The following is a 19,569-nucleotide window of genomic DNA, read 5'->3' as shown; positions in this document are numbered from 1 at the left end:
TCAGGCATTGGCGACCGCCCTTTTCAGTGCCAGATATTCCCAAAGGGCGACAAGCAGAAGAATTGCCGTGCTCGCCAGTTGCAGCACGAAAAGGGGAACACCCGGCACCGGCAAAAGCAGGCAGAGCGCCGCCACGCCGGCAAAGTGCGACACCGGTCGCTGATAGGCGACGGCGATCTTGACGCCGATATTGCCGGCCAGAAACAGGACCGGACCGCCGAGAATGGCGAGCGCCTCGCGCATCGTTGCGCCATCCCGCGCATGGGAGAGGCTGAAATCCTCACCCACCGCCGTCAGGATGATACCGCCCACGATGGGCAAATGCCCGTAGTTAAAAAGATTATGGGCGATCTTCGCCTTTTCTTCGGCATTCTCGGCTTTTCTCGAAGCCTCCTCCTGCCCGTGATGGAAATAAATCCACCACATCGCCACGGTACTGACGAAAGCGGAGCAGAAGACGATGAATGTCAGGCCCGAATTCATATATTCGGTGGCCGTGCGTCCCGTGGTCAGGATCGTTTCGCCAAGGCAGATGATGACGAAGAGCGCACATCGCTCCGCCAGATGCTCACCGGAAAGATGCAGCCTGTCCTCGTCGCTCGAGGCCACACCCGGCACGACATAACGGCAGGCGGGGCCGGCATATTCAATTGCAAGTGCGATGCCCCACAGGAGAATGCGATCCGCCAGATCGACGAGCCCACCGGCCAGCCAGAACAGGCTCGATACCACGAGCCAGATCGTCACGCGCACGAAGACCAGAAAAGACTGCCGGTCTTCACCCCTGAACGCATAGAGGGCGAACAGGCTTCGACCGACCTGCATCACGCTGTAGATCAGGGCGAAGACAAGGCCCTGTTCCGCAAAAGCCTCCGGCAGCGCGATGGCCAGCAGAACGCCGCCGAACATCAGCACGAACAGCAGGATCCTGACCGGCTCCTTTTCCGTGTTCAGCAGGTTTGTGATCCAGGTGGTGTGTATCCATAGCCACCAGAGCGACAATATCAGGATGCCGGCCTCAAGCGCCGCCGTTGGCCCAAAATCCTTGGCGAGCGCGTGAGAGAGCTGGATCAGCGCGAAAACAAAGACCAGGTCGAAGAACAATTCGGGGAAACTCGCCTTGCCGGCGTCCTGGCCCTCCTGCCTTATCCAGCTTTCCGCATCCGCTTTGCGTCCTTGAAGCTCACCCCTGGTCCTCATTCCACCTCCGCCGCAATATTTCGACCGGTCTTCTCACCATGCCCCCTCACCGTTGCGACAAAGCCTCTTCGCTACCCGATGCAACCGGGTTCGACCTTCGGCCGGGAAACTCCAGCGCCCGCGCACTGTCGGGATAAAAACGCGGCCCAACCAGACGGACTTTCTTCCCAGAGACGTCGGTAATGTAGTTCGGGGTCGCGGCCTCTGGCGAAAGTGGAATGCTGTCGGCACTGGAAACCGCAAGCGTGCTGACCTCAAGAGGCTGGGCAATTGCCGGCAGGCTCGTCATCGCGGCGAGTGCAGCTGAGAGAAAAAATGATCTGGGAAACATGGGACGCATATCCTGGCACAATTATTTGCGCCATAAACAGCCCTCGCCCGCTTTGGTTCCGCCGCTCGTCAGCTATCCCCATCAAGGTAGGAGCTATATTGAACATAGTCCGCGCTCGGTTGCCCACCGACGATCTCCGGCGGCCGACCTTCGTCACCGGGCAGATGGCCAGTGTTTTCGAATTCCGCCCTCAGGAGCTTTTCGATAGCCCTTTCCCGGGGCAAGGCGTTATCCGCCATGTAGAGGGCGACGGCCAGTTCCATGTCATCCGGAAAATTCATCAGCTCAGCCATCCGTTCCAGCAATCGAGCGCAAACGCAGGACCTTGCAGAAAGTTCAACTTCGCTGCCTCGGTGCGAGGCTTTGTCTGTCGACCGTGCATTACTTCCGATGGCCATATCCCTGTCTTGCGGCGCCCGAGCATGCACTTCTATTCACTACCACACGCCTGTTTTGCCAGGTGCTTCGTGCATACAGATTGCACTTTTCCGCTCTTCTCGTCGCAATTTCGACGAAAAACACCCTCGACTCAAGCGATTGAAACCAATCATGGAAAAACGCAAACGAAAGCTAAACTGAACTTAGTTTTCATTACCTTGCATTAACCATAGAAATCCACCGGCTGCACTGTTGCTACAGCAGCCTCATGCGAATCTCTTTCTACTTGCGGAAACGGCGTTAATGTACCTTCCGTCTGCTTTTTCCGCAAGCGATGACCATTTCCCGAGGCCCGTGTGAACTCACGAAAGCATGTTCGCCTCCATGGTGTCCTTACGCCCTCGCAACTGCGCCAGAAGCATTGTCTGCACATCGAAGCCGCCTTCCTGCGCCTTACGGGTCAGATTACGCAGATATCCGCCGAGCGAGCTTATCTGGTCCGCTTTCTGCAAAAGGCATGCGAGAATGGCTGCCGTTCCCTGTCGGCCGAATGTGACAAGCGCATCCTGATACGCCGACTGGCTGATGTTGAACATGGTTTTGATGACGGATGTCGCCACTTCGAGATCGCGCCATCCGGTAACCGTTCCGCCTGGGGCATAGAGCGAGATATCCGGGCAAGCCTTCAAAACCAAAACAATATCAGGAACAAAAAATTGCTTATGAAGAACAGGCTTTGTTGACTGTGGCGAAGCTTTTGCACTGACGGGTGCCACATATGCCGGCTGGGTGCTTGCCGTGCTGGCAGGTGCAACGGTTGCCGGTTCGCGCAAATCTTGCCGTTCAGATATGGATTCGGATTCTGAATTCTTTATGAGGCGCTCATTTTGGCAGTCATTGCCGCCCGTTTTTTCCGATTTTTCAATATTTTCCAGATAGTTGGTCACTTCCGCGCGCAAAGAGGCCAAAAATCCGGCGATTTCCCGAAGCTCCGCAGGCTTGGAATTGCGGCCGAGAGAGCCGGCAATGGCATTGTAGCGAGTCTGAAACCCTTCGAAGGTTTCGACTTCACCGCTCGCGGCAATCATCTCGCAGAGTTTCTGGATATCGCGGCGGCAAAGGCTGATATTTTCACGAAGCCGCTGAAGATCGAGCCGCTCGCTGACGATGCGTTCGGCCAGTTCCTCGATTTCCGCTTTGCGGGCAAGAAGCGGCGCCAGCGAAAAACCGTAAGCTTCGCTGATTTCCCCTCCCCTATGCTTGCGGGCGTATCGTTTTCCGTTCGGGCTGTCCTTGCGAATGATAAGACCGGCTTCGACAAGAGCCGAGAGATGCCGGCGCAATGTCTGCTCGGCCATGCCATGGGCCCTGAGTGACAATTGCGTATTCGACGGGAAGACAACCAATCCGGCTTCGCTGGAAAGCTCGTTTTTCGGATAAAAACTCAAAAGCGCGTTCAGGACCGCAAGCGAGCGATCAGTCACGCCGAGCAACGGCCTGGCTTCGCAGACCGAACGATAGAGTTTCCATTTATCGACCGCTTCGATTTTCTTGTTTTTCTGCGCGGCGAACTGGGTCGCGAGGACGCCAAACGACATCGCTCGCCGCCCAAAGGGCGTCGTTACACATGTGCTGTCCATGTCTTTCACCTTTCACAAGGCAAAAGAAAATCGCTCACCGAAAAATTCGATGCCAAGACTCTTGACTATGATTCGCGGAAATGAGATTCTTCGGGTGCTTAAATCAAAGAAAGGCTTCCGCGCGGCAACGTTCGGGGGCTTTTTTCTTTTGTGATGCGTCTCCTGTTAGTCGTTCGAGTTAAAAATCACTGCTTGGACCGGTATTCGGCAAACAGCGTCTGAAGATGTTCGAGAACGAACTCGGCAAATTCCGGGGCTTCGTTCTTGTCGATAGAGATATCCAGCTTGCGGTCGCTCTCGACCACCTTTGCCAGTCGGCCGCCGGTTTGCGATGACCAGACGCCGGTTTTTTTCGCCTGCGCCTTGGGCTTCAGAAAATCCAGAAGCGACTTGAAACGTTCTTCCGATGGCAGGGCGGCAACCGATGCATCCTTGACATAGGCGCGGGCTGCTTCCTTGACCTGCGAGGAGGAAAGCTGATCGGCAAGATCCATCCAGTTACGACGGCCGACAGTCGGGGCCGGGCCAATCAGATCGACCAGATCCTCGGGAATGCGGCCGACAACCGAAAGCATGTTGGAGAGATCGCCCTTGTGCAGTGACATGGCGGCCATGATCGTATCCCGAGGAAACCGCATCTGCAGTTTCTGGGCAAAACGCGCCTTTTCGATATAGGTGAGGTCGCGACGCTCGTTATTTTCCTGTCCCTGGGCGACCACCAGCTGCTCGTCGCTGAGATCACGAACGACCGCCTTGACCGGAATACCGAGGCTGGAGACGGCGCGCAGGCGACGATGACCGAAGGCGACCTGATAACGGCCGGGGAATTCGGGATGCGGGCGCACCAGAATGGGAACCTGCTGGCCCTGTTCACGAATGGCTTCTACCAGACCTGCATCTGCCTCTTCCGAGGCTGGCATACGATCCGGTATGAAAGAGGGATCGATATCGGCAGGATTGAGCGAAACGATCGTAAGACCTTCCGCGAGCTGCTTTTCGATCTCTTCTGCCCGCTTGGCGCGTTCCGATACTTCGTTGAGCGACTGGCCGATCATGCCGACCGGGGAATTCAGAACATCCGTCACGAGTTCCGGAGAACCGAGGATAGGCCGGATACGCGGACGCGACCGCTCGGTGGCAGTCTCGTTGCTGTCGGTGCCCGGCGTACCGAGATTGGCGAAGATCTGTTTTCTGCTCATGCTGCCCTACCCCACGCTTTTTTAATCAGTCCTTCGATTTCAGCGTTTACGTTGTTCATGGCCTCCAGCGCGCGGTCATAGGTGGACCGGGTGAACTGGGTTCTTTCCACTTCGAAAAGTGTCTGGTTGGTCAGTCCGGCATCCGATACAGCCGTGCTCTTCAGCATCGGGTGGATGAGGACGTTTTCACCGAAAATCGAGCGCAGGAACGCGACCATCTGGTTTTGCGGCCCATCGCTCGGTTCAAAACGGGTGATCAGGTAACGCATCCAGTTATAGTCGGAACGCGCTCCCGCCCTGCCGATTTCGGCGAGAAGATCGCCGGTCATGGCAAGGAACTGGTTCATCGACATCACATCAAGCATTTGCGGATGAACGGTGACGAGAACCGATGTGGCGGCCGTCAGCGCCGAAAGCGTCAGGTAACCAAGCTGCGGCGGGCAATCGATCACCACAACGTCATAAAAGTTCTGCGCCTGGGCTATTGCCTGGCCGATGCGGGCAAAAAACAACGTATCGCCCGGCGCGCGACGCATCAGGGCGCGGGGCGTGTCGTGTTCGAATTCCATAAGCTCCAGATTGCCCGGAACGATATGGAGATTGGGAATATAGGTGCCACGAACGATCTCGGCGATCGGCCGGCGTTCATCGTCGTAACGGATCGCGCCATAAAGCGTTTCATTCGGACCGACATCGATCTCCGGCTGATGACCGAAGAGAGCGGACAGACTGGCCTGCGGATCGAGATCGATGGCAAGCACCCGGTAACCGCGCAGCGCCAGATATTGCGCCAGATGCGCCGATGTCGTGGTTTTTCCCGAGCCGCCCTTGAAGTTCATGACGGCGATGACCTGCAACTCTTCGCCGTCACGACGATGCGGCAGATAACGGCGTGTGCCACGCGCGCCCTGATCGAGGAATTTTCTAATCTCGTCCATATCCTCGACGGAATAGGAACGACGACCGGAAGCCTGCGCCGCGTCGAGCTCCGGACGCTCGGCGGCGATCTGGCGAAGATAGGCTTCGCCGATGCCGATCAACCGTGCGGTTTCCGCCGGCGAGAAATGGCGCATGCTCTTTTCGGTGTGCGGGGAAAATGTATTTGCATTATGAGCCTGCAATTGGGCTGACAACGCAGCCGAATGCTGTTGTATAAGACTCGTCAGGTCGGGTGCTCCTGCGGCACGTCTTAAATCGGCACTCTGTGTCATCGGTCTTCTTTCGCTCGAAATTGCAGTAGCGGTTTTTTTCGAAAAAGGCGGTTTTTTCCGCAACTGAGATATAAGCGCCGATTCTCTTTTTGGCGCAATAGGCTTTTTTCTCAGGTTGGAAAGTGCCGCTAAAGCATTGTGGAAGAATCACATTTGCTTTTTGTGACAGTTTGACGGTTAGCCGCGGCTAACTTCGTCTTGGCGATCACACTGAGGGGCGTGATCGTGTCTTTTTGGCGTGCGGAGTATCCGCCTCGTGCGGAAGTTTGCCGCGGCTAACTTTTGTGCTTGACCTTCTATACCTCCGATAATTCCGGCGCCAGAAAGTGAAGGGTAGACATTCGCATCTGTTTAATCTCTACTCGTTGACTAGAGTATCGTTGGGTTCGACACCCGTCGTCTGGCTGTTCAAGCTGTCGCAGGTTGGAGGAATGAATGTCCTATGATGTCGCTCTCGTCGGGTCGGGTTTTTCGGCCATCTGTACCGCCGCCCATCTTTTATCGTCCCTGCCTGCGGAAGCCTCTATCGCTATCGTCGGCGATGAGTCGGATTTCGGGCGCGGCACCGCCTATCGCACGGAGCTGCCTTATCATCGTCTGAATGTGCCGGCCGGGCGAATGAGTGTCTTCCCTGACAGGCCTGATGACTTTGTCGACTGGTTGGCGGAAAACGGGATCGCGGACAATCCCCTGCTGTTCGCCTCGCGCGGTGACTATGGTCTTTATCTTCGCGACAGACTGGCCGGCCTGCTCAGAAGCAGGGAGCAACGGGCCCGGGTGGATTTTGTTCGGGCCAAGGCTTCGGCCTGTCGGCCGGATGGTGCAGGCGGATTTTCTTTTACACTGGAAAATGGTGAGCGGCTGCGCGCGCAGAATGTCGTGCTGTGTCTCGGTGTCGGCGCTGCGAGTTTGCCGGTGCAAACTGTCGCAAGGGAAGAAGAGGGGCCGCAACGTATCATCGGCCACTGCTGGCAGCCGGGATGGTTGTCCAAAATTAAAGCCGGGGATCGCATCTGTATTCTGGGGTCGGGCCTGACGATGATCGATCAGGTTTTGACTCTGAGGGGAAAAGGACATCAAGGGCCAATCCATGTCCTGTCCCGTCGTGGTCTGGTGCCGCATCCGCATGTCAGCCCACCGTCACCGCCCGCGGGGCCGAATTTACCCGAAGGCTCAACGGAGATTAGCCGGTTGCTGCACTCTCTGCGCAAGCAGGTGCGCGATGGGGCGCCGTGGCGCACCGTCATGGACGGTTTGCGGCCGCAAACTCAGTCGCTTTGGCAACGTCTTACACCTGCGCAACGCAGCCGGTTTCTTCGGCATGCCTTGCCGTGGTGGAACATTCATCGGCACCGTATCGCGCCTGAAGTGTCCGGCGCTTTCGGGAAGTTGCTTTCAGATGGTGTTCTTGAAATTCATGCGGGTTACCTTCGCTCCATAGAAGAAGCAGAGGAGGGGATCGCCGTGCGTTACCGCCGCAGGCATACGCAGATGTTGAAGGAACTGCAGGTCGATTGGGTCGTCAATTGCACGGGGATGGAGCGGGCCGGCATCGGCCATTCGCGGCTTCTTGAAACGATGCGCGGTGAAGGCGTTATTTTACTCGATCCCTTCGGGCTCGGGGTGGAAGTTGACGGCCAGTCCCGTTTGCTGCGGACGGACGGACGAAGCTGGCCCGGTCTTTTCGCCGCCGGTGCGCTGACGGCGGGCCGCTTCTGGGAAATTACCGCCGTTCCGGATATTCGCGTGCAGGCGCAGAAGATCGCGCAAGAGATAACGGATAGGGTGACAGCGAGCGATCGGCTTTCCGCACGGGGGTGAGCTGGTTGAAGGACCGGCCGAAGCGAGACGTGTCCAGTACCTCTCCTAAGAGGTTAGCCGCGGCAAACTTGTTCTCTGAATAATGTGCTGGAAATTCCATGGATGCCGAATTTGGCGAGTGGAATGCAGCGCGAATGCCGACGGGAACCGCATGATAAGCGTGCTGTTCCTCCGTGAATCATGGCATATGTCGACCATAAGCCGTACATTTCCCAATAATCATCAGCGGTAAGCATGGCGGCGGATTTCGCACGTAATGTGCGCGATTGCTAAATAATTTACATTGCTTATGGAAATACGTCATGAAATCGGCTACAAATCGCGAAAATTTCTGAAATTATGAAAATAATTTGCGAGGACTCATGCAAAAGCCGAAACTGATACGATATGAGGCGGCGGACAATCAGGCTGGCGGACAGCGGCGACCATTTGCCAAGGCCGTCCGGGCCGGCGATTTCGTTTATGTTTCCGGGCAGGTGCCGACCGTCGATGGCGAGGTGGTGACCGGTGGGATCGTGGCGCAGACCGAGCAGGTGGTTGCGAATATCAAGGATGTTCTGGCGCTTGCCGATTGTACACTTGCGGATGTCGTCAAGGTCAATGTCTGGCTGGACGATGCCCGGGATTTTTCGAGCTTTAACGCCGTCTTCCAGAAATATTTCATCGATCATCCGCCGGCACGCTCCACCGTGCAATCTCCGTTGATGGTCGATGCCAAGGTGGAAATGGACGTTATCGCCTATAAGCCGCTGGCCTGAAGCCCAATTTGCCGATGTTTGAGAGTAGATGATGACCTATCCCTGGCCTGATGCGGGCACACCCCTCAATGCGATTTCGACGCCGATGCCTGTCATTGACGAGGACAGGCTCGCCGCCAATATCCTCAGGGCGCAATCCTATCTGGATGACTACGGCAAGGCCTTTCGTCCGCATATCAAGACGCACAAGATACCCGCTGTCGCAAAGCAGCAGCTTCAGGCCGGCGCCATCGGCATTAATTGCCAGAAAGTCAGTGAGGCGGAGGTTTTTGCGGATGCCGGTTTCGATGACATTCTGATCACCTATAATATTCTCGGTGCAGCAAAGCTGTCGCGGCTGAAGGCGCTGAATGCGCGGATCGGTCGGCTGAGCGTGGTTGCCGATAGCGCGGTCACGATTGCCGGCCTTGCCGATACATTCGATGCGGCAAGGCCGCTTGCCGTACTGGTCGAATGCGACACGGGCGGCAAGCGCTGCGGTGTGCAGACGCCGGAAGCGGCACTGGCGCTTGCGGAAAAGATCGCTGCGGCACCGGGCCTCACATTCAAGGGCATTTTGACCTATCCGGCACCGGGCGGAGCCGCGACGGTGGAAAACTTCCTTCGCGAGACCATGGCATTGCTGGCGGCAAAGGGCATGGATTGCCCGGTACGATCCAGCGGCGGTTCTCCGGATTTTTACGCCGCCCATCTCGTTCCTTCCGCCACCGAACATCGGGCCGGCACCTATGTCTATAATGATCGCGCCATGCTGCGCGCCGGACATTGCACGGCGGGCGATCTCGCTATGCATGTTCTTGCCACCGTCGTATCGCGACCGACAGCCGATCGGGCCGTGCTGGATTGCGGCTCCAAGGCCCTGACCTCGGATCTCTTGGGTTTCAGCGATTACGGGCTGCTCGAAGGCTACGAAGGTGCGAAAATCATCTCGCTTTCGGAAGAACATGCGGTTGTCGATGTATCCGGCTGCGCCTCGGGCCGGCCTGAAATCGGCGACGTGGTTAAGGTCGTTCCGAACCACACCTGCGTTGTCAGCAATCTTTTCGACAGGATGGTTTTTCATCGAAACGGTGTCGTGACGCGGGTTGAGCAGGTCGCGGCCCGCGGCACGGTCTGGTAAAATTACCCGGCTAATTAAATTCTGAAATAAAGCTGCCGAAGGGCAGATTGCGGTAACGAGAATCTAGAGACATGCGCATCTTCACGGCGTCACTCGCCACCGAAACCAACACGTTTTCACCAGTCCCGACGGATATGGACGCCTTTCGTGCGGCTTTTTATGCCGGGCCGGGGGAACATCCCGAAACGCCGACGCTTTGCTCATCGCCAGTGCCGATCTTGCGCCGCCGCGGTAAGGCGGAAGGGTTCACGGTAATAGAGGGAACCTCCTGCTGGGCGGAACCGGCGGGTCTTATCCAGCGCCAGACGTATGAAACGCTGCGGGATACGATTCTCGCCGAACTCAATGCCGCCCTGCCGGTCGATGCCGTGGTGCTCGGTCTGCACGGCGCTATGGTGGCGCAGGGTTATGACGATCCGGAGGGGGATTTCCTGTCACGCGTCCGCGCATTGGTTGGACCGGATGTGCTGGTCGCGGCGGAATTCGATCCGCACAGCCATCTGACGGCGCTTCGGGTCAAAAATCTCGATATCATGGCAACGTTTCTGGAGTTTCCGCATACTGACTTCGAAGAGCGCGGCGAGCATGTGGTGGAAATGGCGCTGCGCACGCTTCGGGGAGAGATCAAGCCGGTCATCTCCACTTTCGATTGCCGCATGATCACCATTTATCCCACCAGCCGTGAGCCGATGCGCTCTTACGTCGACCGGCTGAAGGCCATGGAAGGCAAGGATGGCATCCTGTCGATTTCCGTCATTCACGGTTTCATGGCGGGCGATGTGCCGGATATGGGAACGCGCATCGTTGTCGTGACCGATAATGACAGGGCAAAGGGCGATGCGCTGGCCGAAAAGCTTGGCCATGAGCTTTATGCCATGCGGAAACTGACCGCCATGCCGATGCTGGATACGGAATCCGGTCTCGACCAGGTTCTTGCCATTCGCAGCAACAATCCGGACAGGCCGGTCGTCGTATCGGATATCTGGGACAATCCGGGCGGCGGTGTCGCCGGTGACGCGACTCATATTCTGCGGCGCATGGTGGAGCGCGGCATGGACAACATCGCCGTCGCGACGATCTGGGACCCGATTGCGGTGTCTTTCTGTCACGCTGCGGGCGAGGGGGCCGAGATCGATCTGCGCATCGGCGGCAAATCCAGCCCGGAAGGCGGCGAGCCGCTCGATTTCCGCATAAAGGTGATGCGCACGGCCGAGGCCGGCTGGCAGAGTTTCCGCAACAGCCGGGTCACGCTCGGCCGTGCCGCTGTCGTCCGGCCGCTCGGTACGCAGATCGATATCATCCTCATCACCAGCCGCACGCAAACTTATGAGCCGGATATCTTTTCCAATCTCGGCGTCGATTTTGCGAAGAAAGACGTGCTGCTGGTCAAGTCCACCAACCATTTCCATGCGGGGTTTGCGCCGGTCGCCTCCGAGATTGTTTATATCGCGGCCCCGACATCCTATCCGACCGATCCGGCGAAAACGCCCTATCGCAAGGCGAGCCTTGAGCTTTGGCCACGGGTGGCCGATCCGCTGGGGCTCGACTGAGGCGGCAGCGGTTTGGGCATTATCTGGACGGAACTTGTGAAGCCTTTTCCGGAAGGCTTCAGAGACGCTCGAGGGTGATCAGGAAAAACGCGCTTTCGCTTTGATCTCCTTCGACGGTGAACGGTAAACCGCCTTCGATCAGCAGACCATCCAGCTTTCCCAATCGGTCCTTGCTTTCACCGGTTAAAATCGTCAGCGGGTCGAGTGCCAGAACAAGCGTCGTGTTTCCGGCGGCTTTTCCCGAAAACGGGCTGGAATGCCTTTTAACGACATGACGAAAGCGCGAGCGGCGGGTCATGACGTTCAGATCGGTGATCGCGCCATCGGGCAGGGTCGCATTCACGGGAACATCGGCGGGAAAGGGCAGGGGTGGGCTTTCCATTGTCAGCAGCAGCGGATCGCCGGCCGCAATTGCCAGCGCCATGCCGTTTCCCTCAAGAATGGAGAGGGTGCGGTCTATGCCGGGGAAGATCGAAAACGGCCCGTCGCTCGCCACCGTCGCCATGCTGATGCGCCAGTCGAAATTCTCGACGGAAGACGCGGGTGGAAAGATGGCGATTTCCACCGTCTCGCCGCCGCCGTTTTTCCAGGGCATTCGCTTGTAGTCGCTTGCGCGCAGCAGGGTCATGGTTTTCCACTTTTGAGAGGGATCGGCCGGAAAGAGGTGTTTCTCTGTCCGGCCGAAAGAGGATCAATTGCCGAGAATGCCGGGCAGGCGCAGGCCCTGTTCCTTGGCGCATTCCACGGCGATGTCGTAACCGGCATCGGCATGGCGCATGACGCCGGTTGCCGGATCATTCCACAGCACGCGCTCCAGCCGGCGAGCGGCATCGTCGGTACCATCGGCGCAGATGACCATGCCGGAATGCTGCGAGAAGCCCATGCCGACGCCGCCGCCGTGGTGCAACGACACCCAGGTCGCGCCGGATGCGGTGTTGAGCAGCGCATTGAGAAGCGGCCAGTCGGAAACGGCATCCGAGCCATCCTTCATGGCCTCGGTCTCGCGGTTGGGCGAGGCGACGGAGCCGGAATCCAGATGGTCGCGTCCGATGACGATCGGCGCCTTCAGCTCACCGTTCTTGACCATTTCGTTGAAGGCAAGGCCGAGACGGTGACGGTCGCCAAGGCCGACCCAGCAAATGCGCGCCGGCAGGCCCTGAAAAGCGATGCGCTCGCGCGCCATGTCCAGCCAGTTGTGCAGGTGCTTGTTGTCTGGCAGCAATTCCTTCACCTTGGCGTCGGTCTTGTAAATGTCTTCCGGATCGCCGGAAAGGGCCGCCCAGCGGAACGGGCCGATGCCGCGGCAAAATAGCGGGCGGATATAGGCCGGTACGAAGCCCGGAAAGGCGAAGGCGTTTTCCAGGCCCTCATCCTTGGCGACCTGGCGGATATTATTGCCGTAATCGAGCGTCGGAACGCCGGCGTTCCAGAAATCGACCATGGCCTGCACATGCACCTTCATGGAGGCGCGAGCGGCAGCCGCAACGGCCTTCGGGTCGCTTTCCTGCTTGGCGCGCCATTCGGCAACGGTCCATCCGGCCGGAAGGTAACCATGGACGGGATCGTGCGCCGAGGTCTGGTCGGTAACGATATCGGGACGAACGCCGCGACGGACGAGTTCCGGGAAGATTTCCGCCGCATTGCCGATCAGGCCGACGGATTTCGCCTCGCCCGCCTTGGTCCATTGGTCGATCAGCGCCAGCGCCTCATCGAGCGTATGCGCCTTCGCGTCGACATAACGGGTGCGCAGGCGGAAATCGACGCGGGTTTCATCGCATTCGACGGCAAGGCAGCAGGCGCCGGCCATGACGGCGGCGAGCGGCTGTGCGCCACCCATGCCGCCGAGACCGCCGGTGAGAATCCACTTGCCCTTCAGGTTGCCGTCATAATGCTGGCGGCCGGCCTCGACAAAGGTCTCATAGGTGCCCTGCACGATGCCCTGCGTGCCGATATAGATCCACGAACCGGCCGTCATCTGGCCGTACATGGCAAGGCCCTTCTTATCCAGCTCGTTGAAATGATCCCAGTTCGCCCAGTGCGGCACGAGGTTGGAATTGGCGATCAGGACGCGCGGCGCGTCCTTATGGGTGCGGAACACGCCGACCGGCTTGCCGGACTGCACGACGAGGGTTTCATCCTCGTTCAGATCCTTCAGCGTCGCGACGATACGGTCGAAATCGTCCCAGGTGCGGGCGGCGCGGCCGATGCCGCCGTAAACCACCAGCTCATGCGGGCGCTCGGCCACGTCAGGGTCGAGATTGTTCATCAGCATGCGCAGCGGCGCTTCCGTCATCCAGCTTTTGGCATTGAGGTCAGTGCCCTGCGGCGAGCGGACATCGCGAATATTGTGGCGTGGATTGTTCATGTGTTTTCCCCTTATCGTTTCGTGTCGAGCGCAAATTTTTCCATGCGCGTGAGAATGGTTTTGAGATGGGAGCGAAGCCGTTCGGCCTTGCCCGTGTCATAGGCAAAAGGCGGCGTTTCGCTTTGAAGATGGGTGGATTGCGCCAGCTCCATCTGAATGGCATGCACGCTGCTCTGCGGTTTTCCGTAATGGCGCGTCGTCCAGCCGCCCTTGAAACGACCGTTCAGAATGCTGTCGTAACCCTCCGCTGCGGCGGTCACCTCGACGGCGATTTTTTCGATGGCCGGATCGCAGGTCTTGCCCATATCCGTGCCGATGTTGAAATCCGGCAGCTTGCCTTCGAACAGGAAGGGAATATGCGAACGGATAGAATGGCAATCATAGAGAATGGCGATGCCGTGGATGGATTTGACCCGCTCGATTTCCGCCGCAAGGGCCGCGTGATAGGGCGCGTGGAAGTTTTCCAGACGGTACGCAATATCGTCCGCCGCGGGTTCCTGTCCTTCATTCCAGATCGGCTCGCCGTCGAAATCGGTCTCCGGAACAAGCCCGGTTGTGTTCTGGCCCGGATAAAGGCTGACCCCGGCCGGGTCGCGGTTGGCGTCGATCACATAACGATGGAAGGTCGCCCTTACGGTTGTCGCATTCTCGAGGAGGCCGGCATAGAGCTCATGGATATGCCAGTCCGTATCGGCGAGAATCTTGCCGTTATCGTTCAGGCGTTGCCAGATATCCGCCGGTACATCCGTGCCGGTGTGGGGCAGGCCGAGAATGATCGGCGATGAACCTTCCTTGACGTCGAAGACACGCATCTCAAACCTCCAGCTTCGGCAGAATGCCGTCCGAAATTGCCGCGACCAGCGCGCCGGAGGCAATCAATTCCGCCGCAGCCTTCAGGTCCGGCGCCATATAGCGGTCTTCCTCCAGCGAAGGGACCGCCGCGCGCAATGCCGCGATTACCTTTTGCAGTTCGGGGCTCGTTTTCAACGGCCCGCGCAGTTCCACACCCTGTACGGCCGAAAGCGCCTCGATGCCGAGGATGGCGAAAAGATTGTCCGTCATCGGCAGCAGGCGGCGCGCGCCATGGCAGGCCATGGAGACATGGTCTTCCTGATTGGCGGAGGTCGGTGTGGAATCCACCGAGGCCGGATGCGCCATCTGCTTGTTCTCGCTCATCAGCGCGGCGGAGGTGACTTCGGCGATCATCAGGCCGGAATTCAGCCCGGGCTTTTTGGAAAGAAAGGCCGGCAGACCATAGGAGAGGGCCGGATCGACCAGCAGCGCCACGCGGCGCTGGGCGATCGCGCCGATCTCGCAAATGGCGAGCGCCGTCTGGTCGGCGGCAAAGGCCACCGGTTCGGCGTGGAAATTGCCGCCGGAGACGACGGAATTGTCTGAAAGCACCAGCGGATTGTCGGTCACGGCATTGGCTTCGATTTCCAGCGTGCGGGCCACCTGCCTCAGAAGATCGAGGCAGGCGCCATCCACCTGCGGCTGGCAGCGAATGCAATAGGGATCCTGCACGCGCTCATCGCCCTCGATATGGCTGACGCGGATTTCCGAACCTTCCAGCAACCGACGAAGGGCGGCTCCGGCGTCGATCTGGCCCTTATGACCCCGCAGGCTGTGAATATCGGGATGGAAAGGTGCGGAAGACCCCATGGCGGCATCTGTGGAAAGCGCACCGGTAATCAGTGCTGCCTGTGCCGCACGATGGGCGCGGAAAAGACCGGCCAGCGCCAGCGCCGTCGAAGTCTGCGTGCCGTTGATCAGCGCAAGCCCCTCCTTGGCGGCAAGCACCACCGGGGTCAGTCCGGCTTTCGCAAGCGCTTCGCCGGCTGGCAGAAGCGCGCCCGCATAAAAGGCTTCACCTTCGCCCATCATCACCGCCGCCATATGGGCAAGCGGCGCGAGATCGCCGGAAGCCCCAACCGAACCCTTTTCGGGAATGACGGGGATGACGCGCTTCTCCAGCATGGCTTCGATCAGCCGCACAAGCTGCAGCCGCACGCCGGACGCGCCGCGACCGAGCGAAACCAGCTTCAGCGCCATGATCAGCCGCACGACATTTTCAGGAAGCGGCGCGCCGACCCCGCAGCAATGCGACAGGATGAGATTGCGCTGCAGCGTTGCCACATCGGCCGCGTCGATCTTGATGGAAGCGAGTTTGCCGAAACCGGTATTGATGCCATAGACCGGCGCATTGCCGGCAGCGATCTCGGCGATGCGGGCCGCCGCCTTTTCAATGCCTGCATCAAAGCTGCGGTCGAGTTTGGCGCTGCCGTTCTCCCAGTATATCGCGGCTAGATCGGCTAAGGTGACATTGCCGGGGTGAAGCGTGATAGTCATGAAGAAACCTTCTGTCCCTTGAAAATGCGGGCGTGGAGCGGATTGAAACCGATGCGGTAGACAAGTTCTGCCGGACGCTCGATGTCCCAGATGGCAAAATCCGCGGATTTTCCAGCCTCCAGCGTGCCGGTTTCGCTAAGCAGGCCGAGCGCCTTTGCCGCGTTGCGTGTCGTCGCCGTCAGGCACTCTTCCACGGTCATGCGGAAAAGCGTTGCGCCCATATTCATGGTCAGCAGCAGGGAGGTGAGCGGCGAAGTGCCGGGGTTGCAGTCCGTTGCCAGCGCAATGTTGGCCCCGGCATCGCGCAGGGCCTGCACCGGCGGCAATTGTTTTTCCCTGAGCGCGTAGAAAGCGCCGGGAAGAAGCACGGCTACGGTTTCCGCTTTCGCCAGCGCCTTCGCGCCGGCCTCATCAAGATATTCGAGGTGATCGGCCGAAAGTGCGTTATAGGATGCCGCGAGCTCGGAACCGCCAAGGTTGGAAAGCTGCTCGGCATGCAGCTTGACCGGAAGGCCATACTGTTTTGCAGCCTTGAAAACCCGGTCGATCTCCTCGACGGAAAAGGCGATGCCTTCGCAAAAGCCGTCAACCGCATCCGCCAGCCCTTCCGCATGGGCTTTTTCCAGCCCCGGCAGAACGACATCGCCAATATAATCGGCGTTGCGCCCCTTATAATCTGCAGGTGTCGCATGTGCGGCGAGATAGCTGGTGACGATGCGGACCGGCCGCAATGTCTCGAGCCTGCGGGCGACGCGCAGCATTTTCAGCTCGGTTTCAATGTCGAGACCGTAACCGGATTTGATTTCGACCGTGGAAACGCCTTCGGAAAGAAGCGTGTCGAGACGCGGCAAAGCCTGCGCCACCAGAGCATCTTCCGAAAGCGCGCGCGTGTCGCGCACCGAAGAAACAATGCCGCCGCCCGCTTTGGCGATCTCTTCATAGGTCGCCCCATTCAGCCGCATCTCGAATTCCATGGCGCGGTTGCCGCCGAAGACAAGATGGGTGTGGCAGTCGATCAGGGCAGGGGTGATCCAGCGGCCGCCGCAATCGTTGGTCTCATCGGCGGTTGCCAGATCGGCGGGCAGATCGCTTTCAGGGCCGGCAAAGGCGATGCGGCCGTTACGCACGGCAATGACGGCGTTTTCGACGGTGCCGATGCCTTCCATGGCGGGATTGAAGGTCGCCAGCCGGGCGTTGCGCCACAAAGCCGTGGCGTTCCCCGTCGCCGTTCCGTTTGCAGATTTGTTCCCTGGCATTTGCTTTTCGCCTTTCCTTTGTGAGTTAAATGTATATACATAATAATCGGCTTGGCAAGCTGCAATTTCGTGTTTGAAATGGCCTTGCCGGACAGAACCAAAGGAGAGGGTGGCATGACGGCAATTCACGCGGGCGCAGCGTTTCTGGCGGATGGATGGTCGAAGGATGTTCGCATCGTCTGCGATGGCGGCGTCATCTTATCCGTGGAAACCGGCGTTTCCCCGCAGCCGCAGGATGAGCGACATGCTGTCATCGTCCCGGCCATGCCCAATCTTCACAGTCATGCCTTTCAGCGCGCCATGGCCGGGCTTGCCGAAATTCGTGGTCCCGGCGATGACAGTTTCTGGAGCTGGCGCACCGTCATGTATAAATTCGCGCTCTCGATGACGCCTGACCATGTCGAGGCCGTTGCCGCCCAGCTTTATATGGAAATGCTCGAGGCCGGTTTCGGGCGGGTTGGAGAATTTCACTATCTGCATAATGACAGGGATGGCTCGCATTACGGCAATATCGCCGAAATGGCCGAGCGTATCGGCGCTGCCGCCTCGCAGACGGGCATCGGCCTCACATTGCTGCCGGTCTTTTATGCCCATTCCGGTTTCGGCGGCCAGGCGCCGATTGACGGGCAGAAGCGTTTCATCCATTCGCTCGACAGTTACGGAAAGCTGATGCAGGGCACGCAGGCCGTGGTGGACAGGCTGCCGGGGGCCATCCTCGGGATAGCGCCGCACAGCCTGCGTGCGGTGACCGGCGACGAACTGGCAGCCATCGAGCCGCTGGCAAAAGGTGGGCCGATCCATATTCATGTGGCGGAACAGACGAAAGAAGTGGAAGATTCGCTCGCCTTTTCCGGCGCGAGACCGGTGGAATGGCTGCTTGAAAACGCGCCGGTCGATGGCCGCTGGTGCTTTATCCACGCGACACACATGACGGAAACCGAAACGCGAGGCATGGCAAAAAGCGGTGCTGTTGCCGGTCTCTGCCCGATCACGGAAGCCAATCTCGGCGACGGCATCTTCCCGGCTCCGGCGTTTCTTGCTGAAAACGGCCATTATGGCGTCGGATCCGATTCCAACATTCTGATTTCCGTGCCGGAAGAATTGCGAACGCTCGAATATTCGCAACGCCTCTCGCATCGGGCACGCAATGTCATTGCCGATGCCGGCCATTCCACGGGAGAAAAACTCTTCCGGCAGGCGCTCGAAGGCGGCGGCAGGGCTCTGGCGTCGCGAAACGCTCTGGAAAATGGAAAAAGCGCCGATTTCGTCGCTCTTGATGTTTCCGCCGTTTCTTATCTTCCGATATCCCAGATTCTCGATCAGTGGATATTCGCGGGCGGCGTTTCTGTCGATTCCGTTTGGGTGCGCGGCAAAAAGCGCGTGCAGGCCGGCCGGCATATCCATCGCCGCGAAATATCCGATCGTTTCAACAAGGTCATGGCTGAACTTCTCGATAGCTGATATGGGCTCGGCGGAAACAGGAAAAAGCCAGCGGGGAAAGGCATTGCGGACGTGACGAAAGCATCAGCCGGGCAGACCCTGCACCAGCGTATCCTCGGTGAGATCGAGGGCCGTATCGTTTCGGGAGAATGGCCGCCGGGCCATCGGTTGCCTTTCGAGGTCGACCTCGCCGATCAATATCATTGTTCGCGCATGACCGTGAACAAGGTCATGGGCCAGCTCGCCAAGGCCGGTTTGATCGAACGCCGCAAGAAATCCGGCAGTTTCGTTCGCCAGCCGCAGATCCAGTCCGCCGTTCTTCAAATTCACGATATCGGGGCTGAGGTCGAATCCCTTGGCCTCGACTATGGCTTCAAAATCCTGGAGCACGAAAGGCGCAGCGCGAAAAGCGCGGATCGTGAGCGGCTCGATGTTTCCGTCGGGACACCCTTGCTCGACATTCTCTGCATCCATTTCGCCGGTGCGCGCGAGTTCTGTGTCGAACAGCGCCTCATCAATCTGACGGCCGTGCCGGAAGCGGCTGAAACCGACTTCACCGAAATTGCGCCCGGCCCCTGGCTGCTCGGCCATGTTCCCTGGAGCACTGCCGAACACCGGATCAGCGCCGAAACACCGTCGAAGGAGATCGCGCGCCTGCTCGGCATTTCGGACAGGCAGGCGTGTCTTGTCGTGGAGCGACGCACCTGGAGCAATTCGGGCGCTGTCACCTATGTACGCTTCACCTATCCCGGCAATGCGCATGCGCTGGTCGCCCGCTTCAGCCCGTCTTCCGACTGATATCCGCAAGGCCTTCGCCCCTGTTATTGCGATATGGAGCCCCTATATAGGGGAAGTCCCATCAAGCTTGGCAGTCACCGACGGGAAAAACGGTTAAAAGTCGTTAATCTATACGATAATTTTCAAATTCCCTTTTACAATCAGGTACATATC

At 58.7% G+C, this 19,569-nt stretch carries 17 protein-coding genes; 6 read left to right on the top strand and 11 right to left on the bottom strand.

Annotation, left to right across the window (positions count from 1 at the left end):
* From L901_RS15375 to repA, 6 genes are all read right to left on the bottom strand, one after another.
* Complete coding sequence (locus L901_RS15375; protein ID WP_059758304.1) at window positions 1-1,200, bottom strand: low temperature requirement protein A; 1,200 nt, start codon at window positions 1,198-1,200, stop codon at window positions 1-3.
* A gap of 46 nt (window positions 1,201-1,246) precedes the next feature.
* Window positions 1,247-1,531 carry a hypothetical protein gene (locus L901_RS26345; RefSeq protein WP_082710659.1) on the bottom strand — a complete coding sequence of 95 codons (285 nt, stop codon included), beginning with the start codon at window positions 1,529-1,531 and terminating at the stop codon, window positions 1,247-1,249.
* A gap of 68 nt (window positions 1,532-1,599) precedes the next feature.
* Window positions 1,600-1,812: a hypothetical protein gene (locus L901_RS15370; protein ID WP_059758366.1), complete on the bottom strand. Its 213-nt coding sequence runs from the start codon at window positions 1,810-1,812 to the stop codon at window positions 1,600-1,602.
* A gap of 459 nt (window positions 1,813-2,271) precedes the next feature.
* On the bottom strand, window positions 2,272-3,549 hold the full coding sequence (gene repC, locus L901_RS15365) for a plasmid replication protein RepC (RefSeq protein ID WP_082710658.1): 1,278 nt from the start codon (window positions 3,547-3,549) through the stop codon (window positions 2,272-2,274).
* A gap of 185 nt (window positions 3,550-3,734) precedes the next feature.
* Complete coding sequence (gene repB / locus L901_RS15360) at window positions 3,735-4,748, bottom strand: plasmid partitioning protein RepB (RefSeq protein WP_059758299.1); 1,014 nt, start codon at window positions 4,746-4,748, stop codon at window positions 3,735-3,737.
* The gene (repA, locus tag L901_RS15355) at window positions 4,745-5,959 is read right to left on the bottom strand and encodes a plasmid partitioning protein RepA (RefSeq protein WP_026363408.1); all 1,215 of its coding nucleotides are present in this window, start codon (window positions 5,957-5,959) and stop codon (window positions 4,745-4,747) included. The genes repB and repA overlap by 4 nt, the downstream gene beginning before the upstream one ends.
* A 435-nt stretch (window positions 5,960-6,394) precedes the next feature.
* On the opposite strand from repA, the gene L901_RS15350 reads away from it, so the two are divergent.
* The 4 genes from L901_RS15350 to L901_RS15335 all read left to right on the top strand — a co-directional run bounded on the left by L901_RS15350 (window position 6,395) and on the right by L901_RS15335 (window position 11,208).
* Window positions 6,395-7,780, top strand: a complete 1,386-nt coding sequence (locus tag L901_RS15350) for an FAD/NAD(P)-binding protein (protein WP_059758297.1) — start codon at window positions 6,395-6,397, stop codon at window positions 7,778-7,780.
* Between the two features lie 362 nt (window positions 7,781-8,142).
* On the top strand, window positions 8,143-8,538 hold the full coding sequence (locus tag L901_RS15345) for a RidA family protein (RefSeq protein WP_059758295.1): 396 nt from the start codon (window positions 8,143-8,145) through the stop codon (window positions 8,536-8,538).
* Between the two features lie 31 nt (window positions 8,539-8,569).
* A complete protein-coding gene (locus L901_RS15340; RefSeq protein ID WP_059758365.1) occupies window positions 8,570-9,658 on the top strand; it encodes a D-TA family PLP-dependent enzyme in 1,089 nt (362 codons plus the stop codon).
* 71 nt (window positions 9,659-9,729) lie between these two features.
* Window positions 9,730-11,208, top strand: a complete 1,479-nt coding sequence (locus L901_RS15335; RefSeq protein ID WP_059758292.1) for a M81 family metallopeptidase — start codon at window positions 9,730-9,732, stop codon at window positions 11,206-11,208.
* A 58-nt stretch (window positions 11,209-11,266) separates the two neighbouring features.
* On the opposite strand, the gene L901_RS15330 is transcribed toward L901_RS15335, so the two are convergent.
* From L901_RS15330 to hutI, 5 genes are all read right to left on the bottom strand, one after another.
* Window positions 11,267-11,836, bottom strand: a complete 570-nt coding sequence (locus L901_RS15330; RefSeq protein WP_059758290.1) for a HutD family protein — start codon at window positions 11,834-11,836, stop codon at window positions 11,267-11,269.
* Between the two features lie 63 nt (window positions 11,837-11,899).
* A complete protein-coding gene (gene hutU, locus L901_RS15325) occupies window positions 11,900-13,573 on the bottom strand; it encodes a urocanate hydratase (protein ID WP_059758288.1) in 1,674 nt (557 codons plus the stop codon).
* 11 nt (window positions 13,574-13,584) lie between these two features.
* On the bottom strand, window positions 13,585-14,385 hold the full coding sequence (gene hutG, locus L901_RS15320) for an N-formylglutamate deformylase (RefSeq protein WP_059758285.1): 801 nt from the start codon (window positions 14,383-14,385) through the stop codon (window positions 13,585-13,587).
* 1 nt (window position 14,386) lies between these two features.
* The gene (gene hutH, locus L901_RS15315; protein WP_059758282.1) at window positions 14,387-15,922 is read right to left on the bottom strand and encodes a histidine ammonia-lyase; all 1,536 of its coding nucleotides are present in this window, start codon (window positions 15,920-15,922) and stop codon (window positions 14,387-14,389) included.
* A complete protein-coding gene (gene hutI / locus L901_RS15310) occupies window positions 15,919-17,178 on the bottom strand; it encodes an imidazolonepropionase (protein ID WP_059758277.1) in 1,260 nt (419 codons plus the stop codon). The genes hutH and hutI overlap by 4 nt, the downstream gene beginning before the upstream one ends.
* 114 nt (window positions 17,179-17,292) lie before the next feature.
* Here hutI and L901_RS15305 point away from each other — a divergent pair, with 114 nt between their 5' ends.
* The gene (locus L901_RS15305) at window positions 17,293-18,639 is read left to right on the top strand and encodes a formimidoylglutamate deiminase (protein ID WP_059758274.1); all 1,347 of its coding nucleotides are present in this window, start codon (window positions 17,293-17,295) and stop codon (window positions 18,637-18,639) included.
* Between the two features lie 51 nt (window positions 18,640-18,690).
* Window positions 18,691-19,416 carry a histidine utilization repressor gene (gene hutC / locus L901_RS15300; protein ID WP_059758272.1) on the top strand — a complete coding sequence of 242 codons (726 nt, stop codon included), beginning with the start codon at window positions 18,691-18,693 and terminating at the stop codon, window positions 19,414-19,416.
* Window positions 19,417-19,569: the final 153 nt, after the last annotated feature.

Origin of the sequence: Agrobacterium sp. D14 (assembly GCF_001526505.1) — a bacterium.
Taxonomy (GTDB): Bacteria; Pseudomonadota; Alphaproteobacteria; order Rhizobiales; family Rhizobiaceae; genus Agrobacterium; species Agrobacterium leguminum.
Note: the sequence above shows the minus strand (reverse complement) of the source record. Positions and strands in the feature narration are given on the sequence as shown.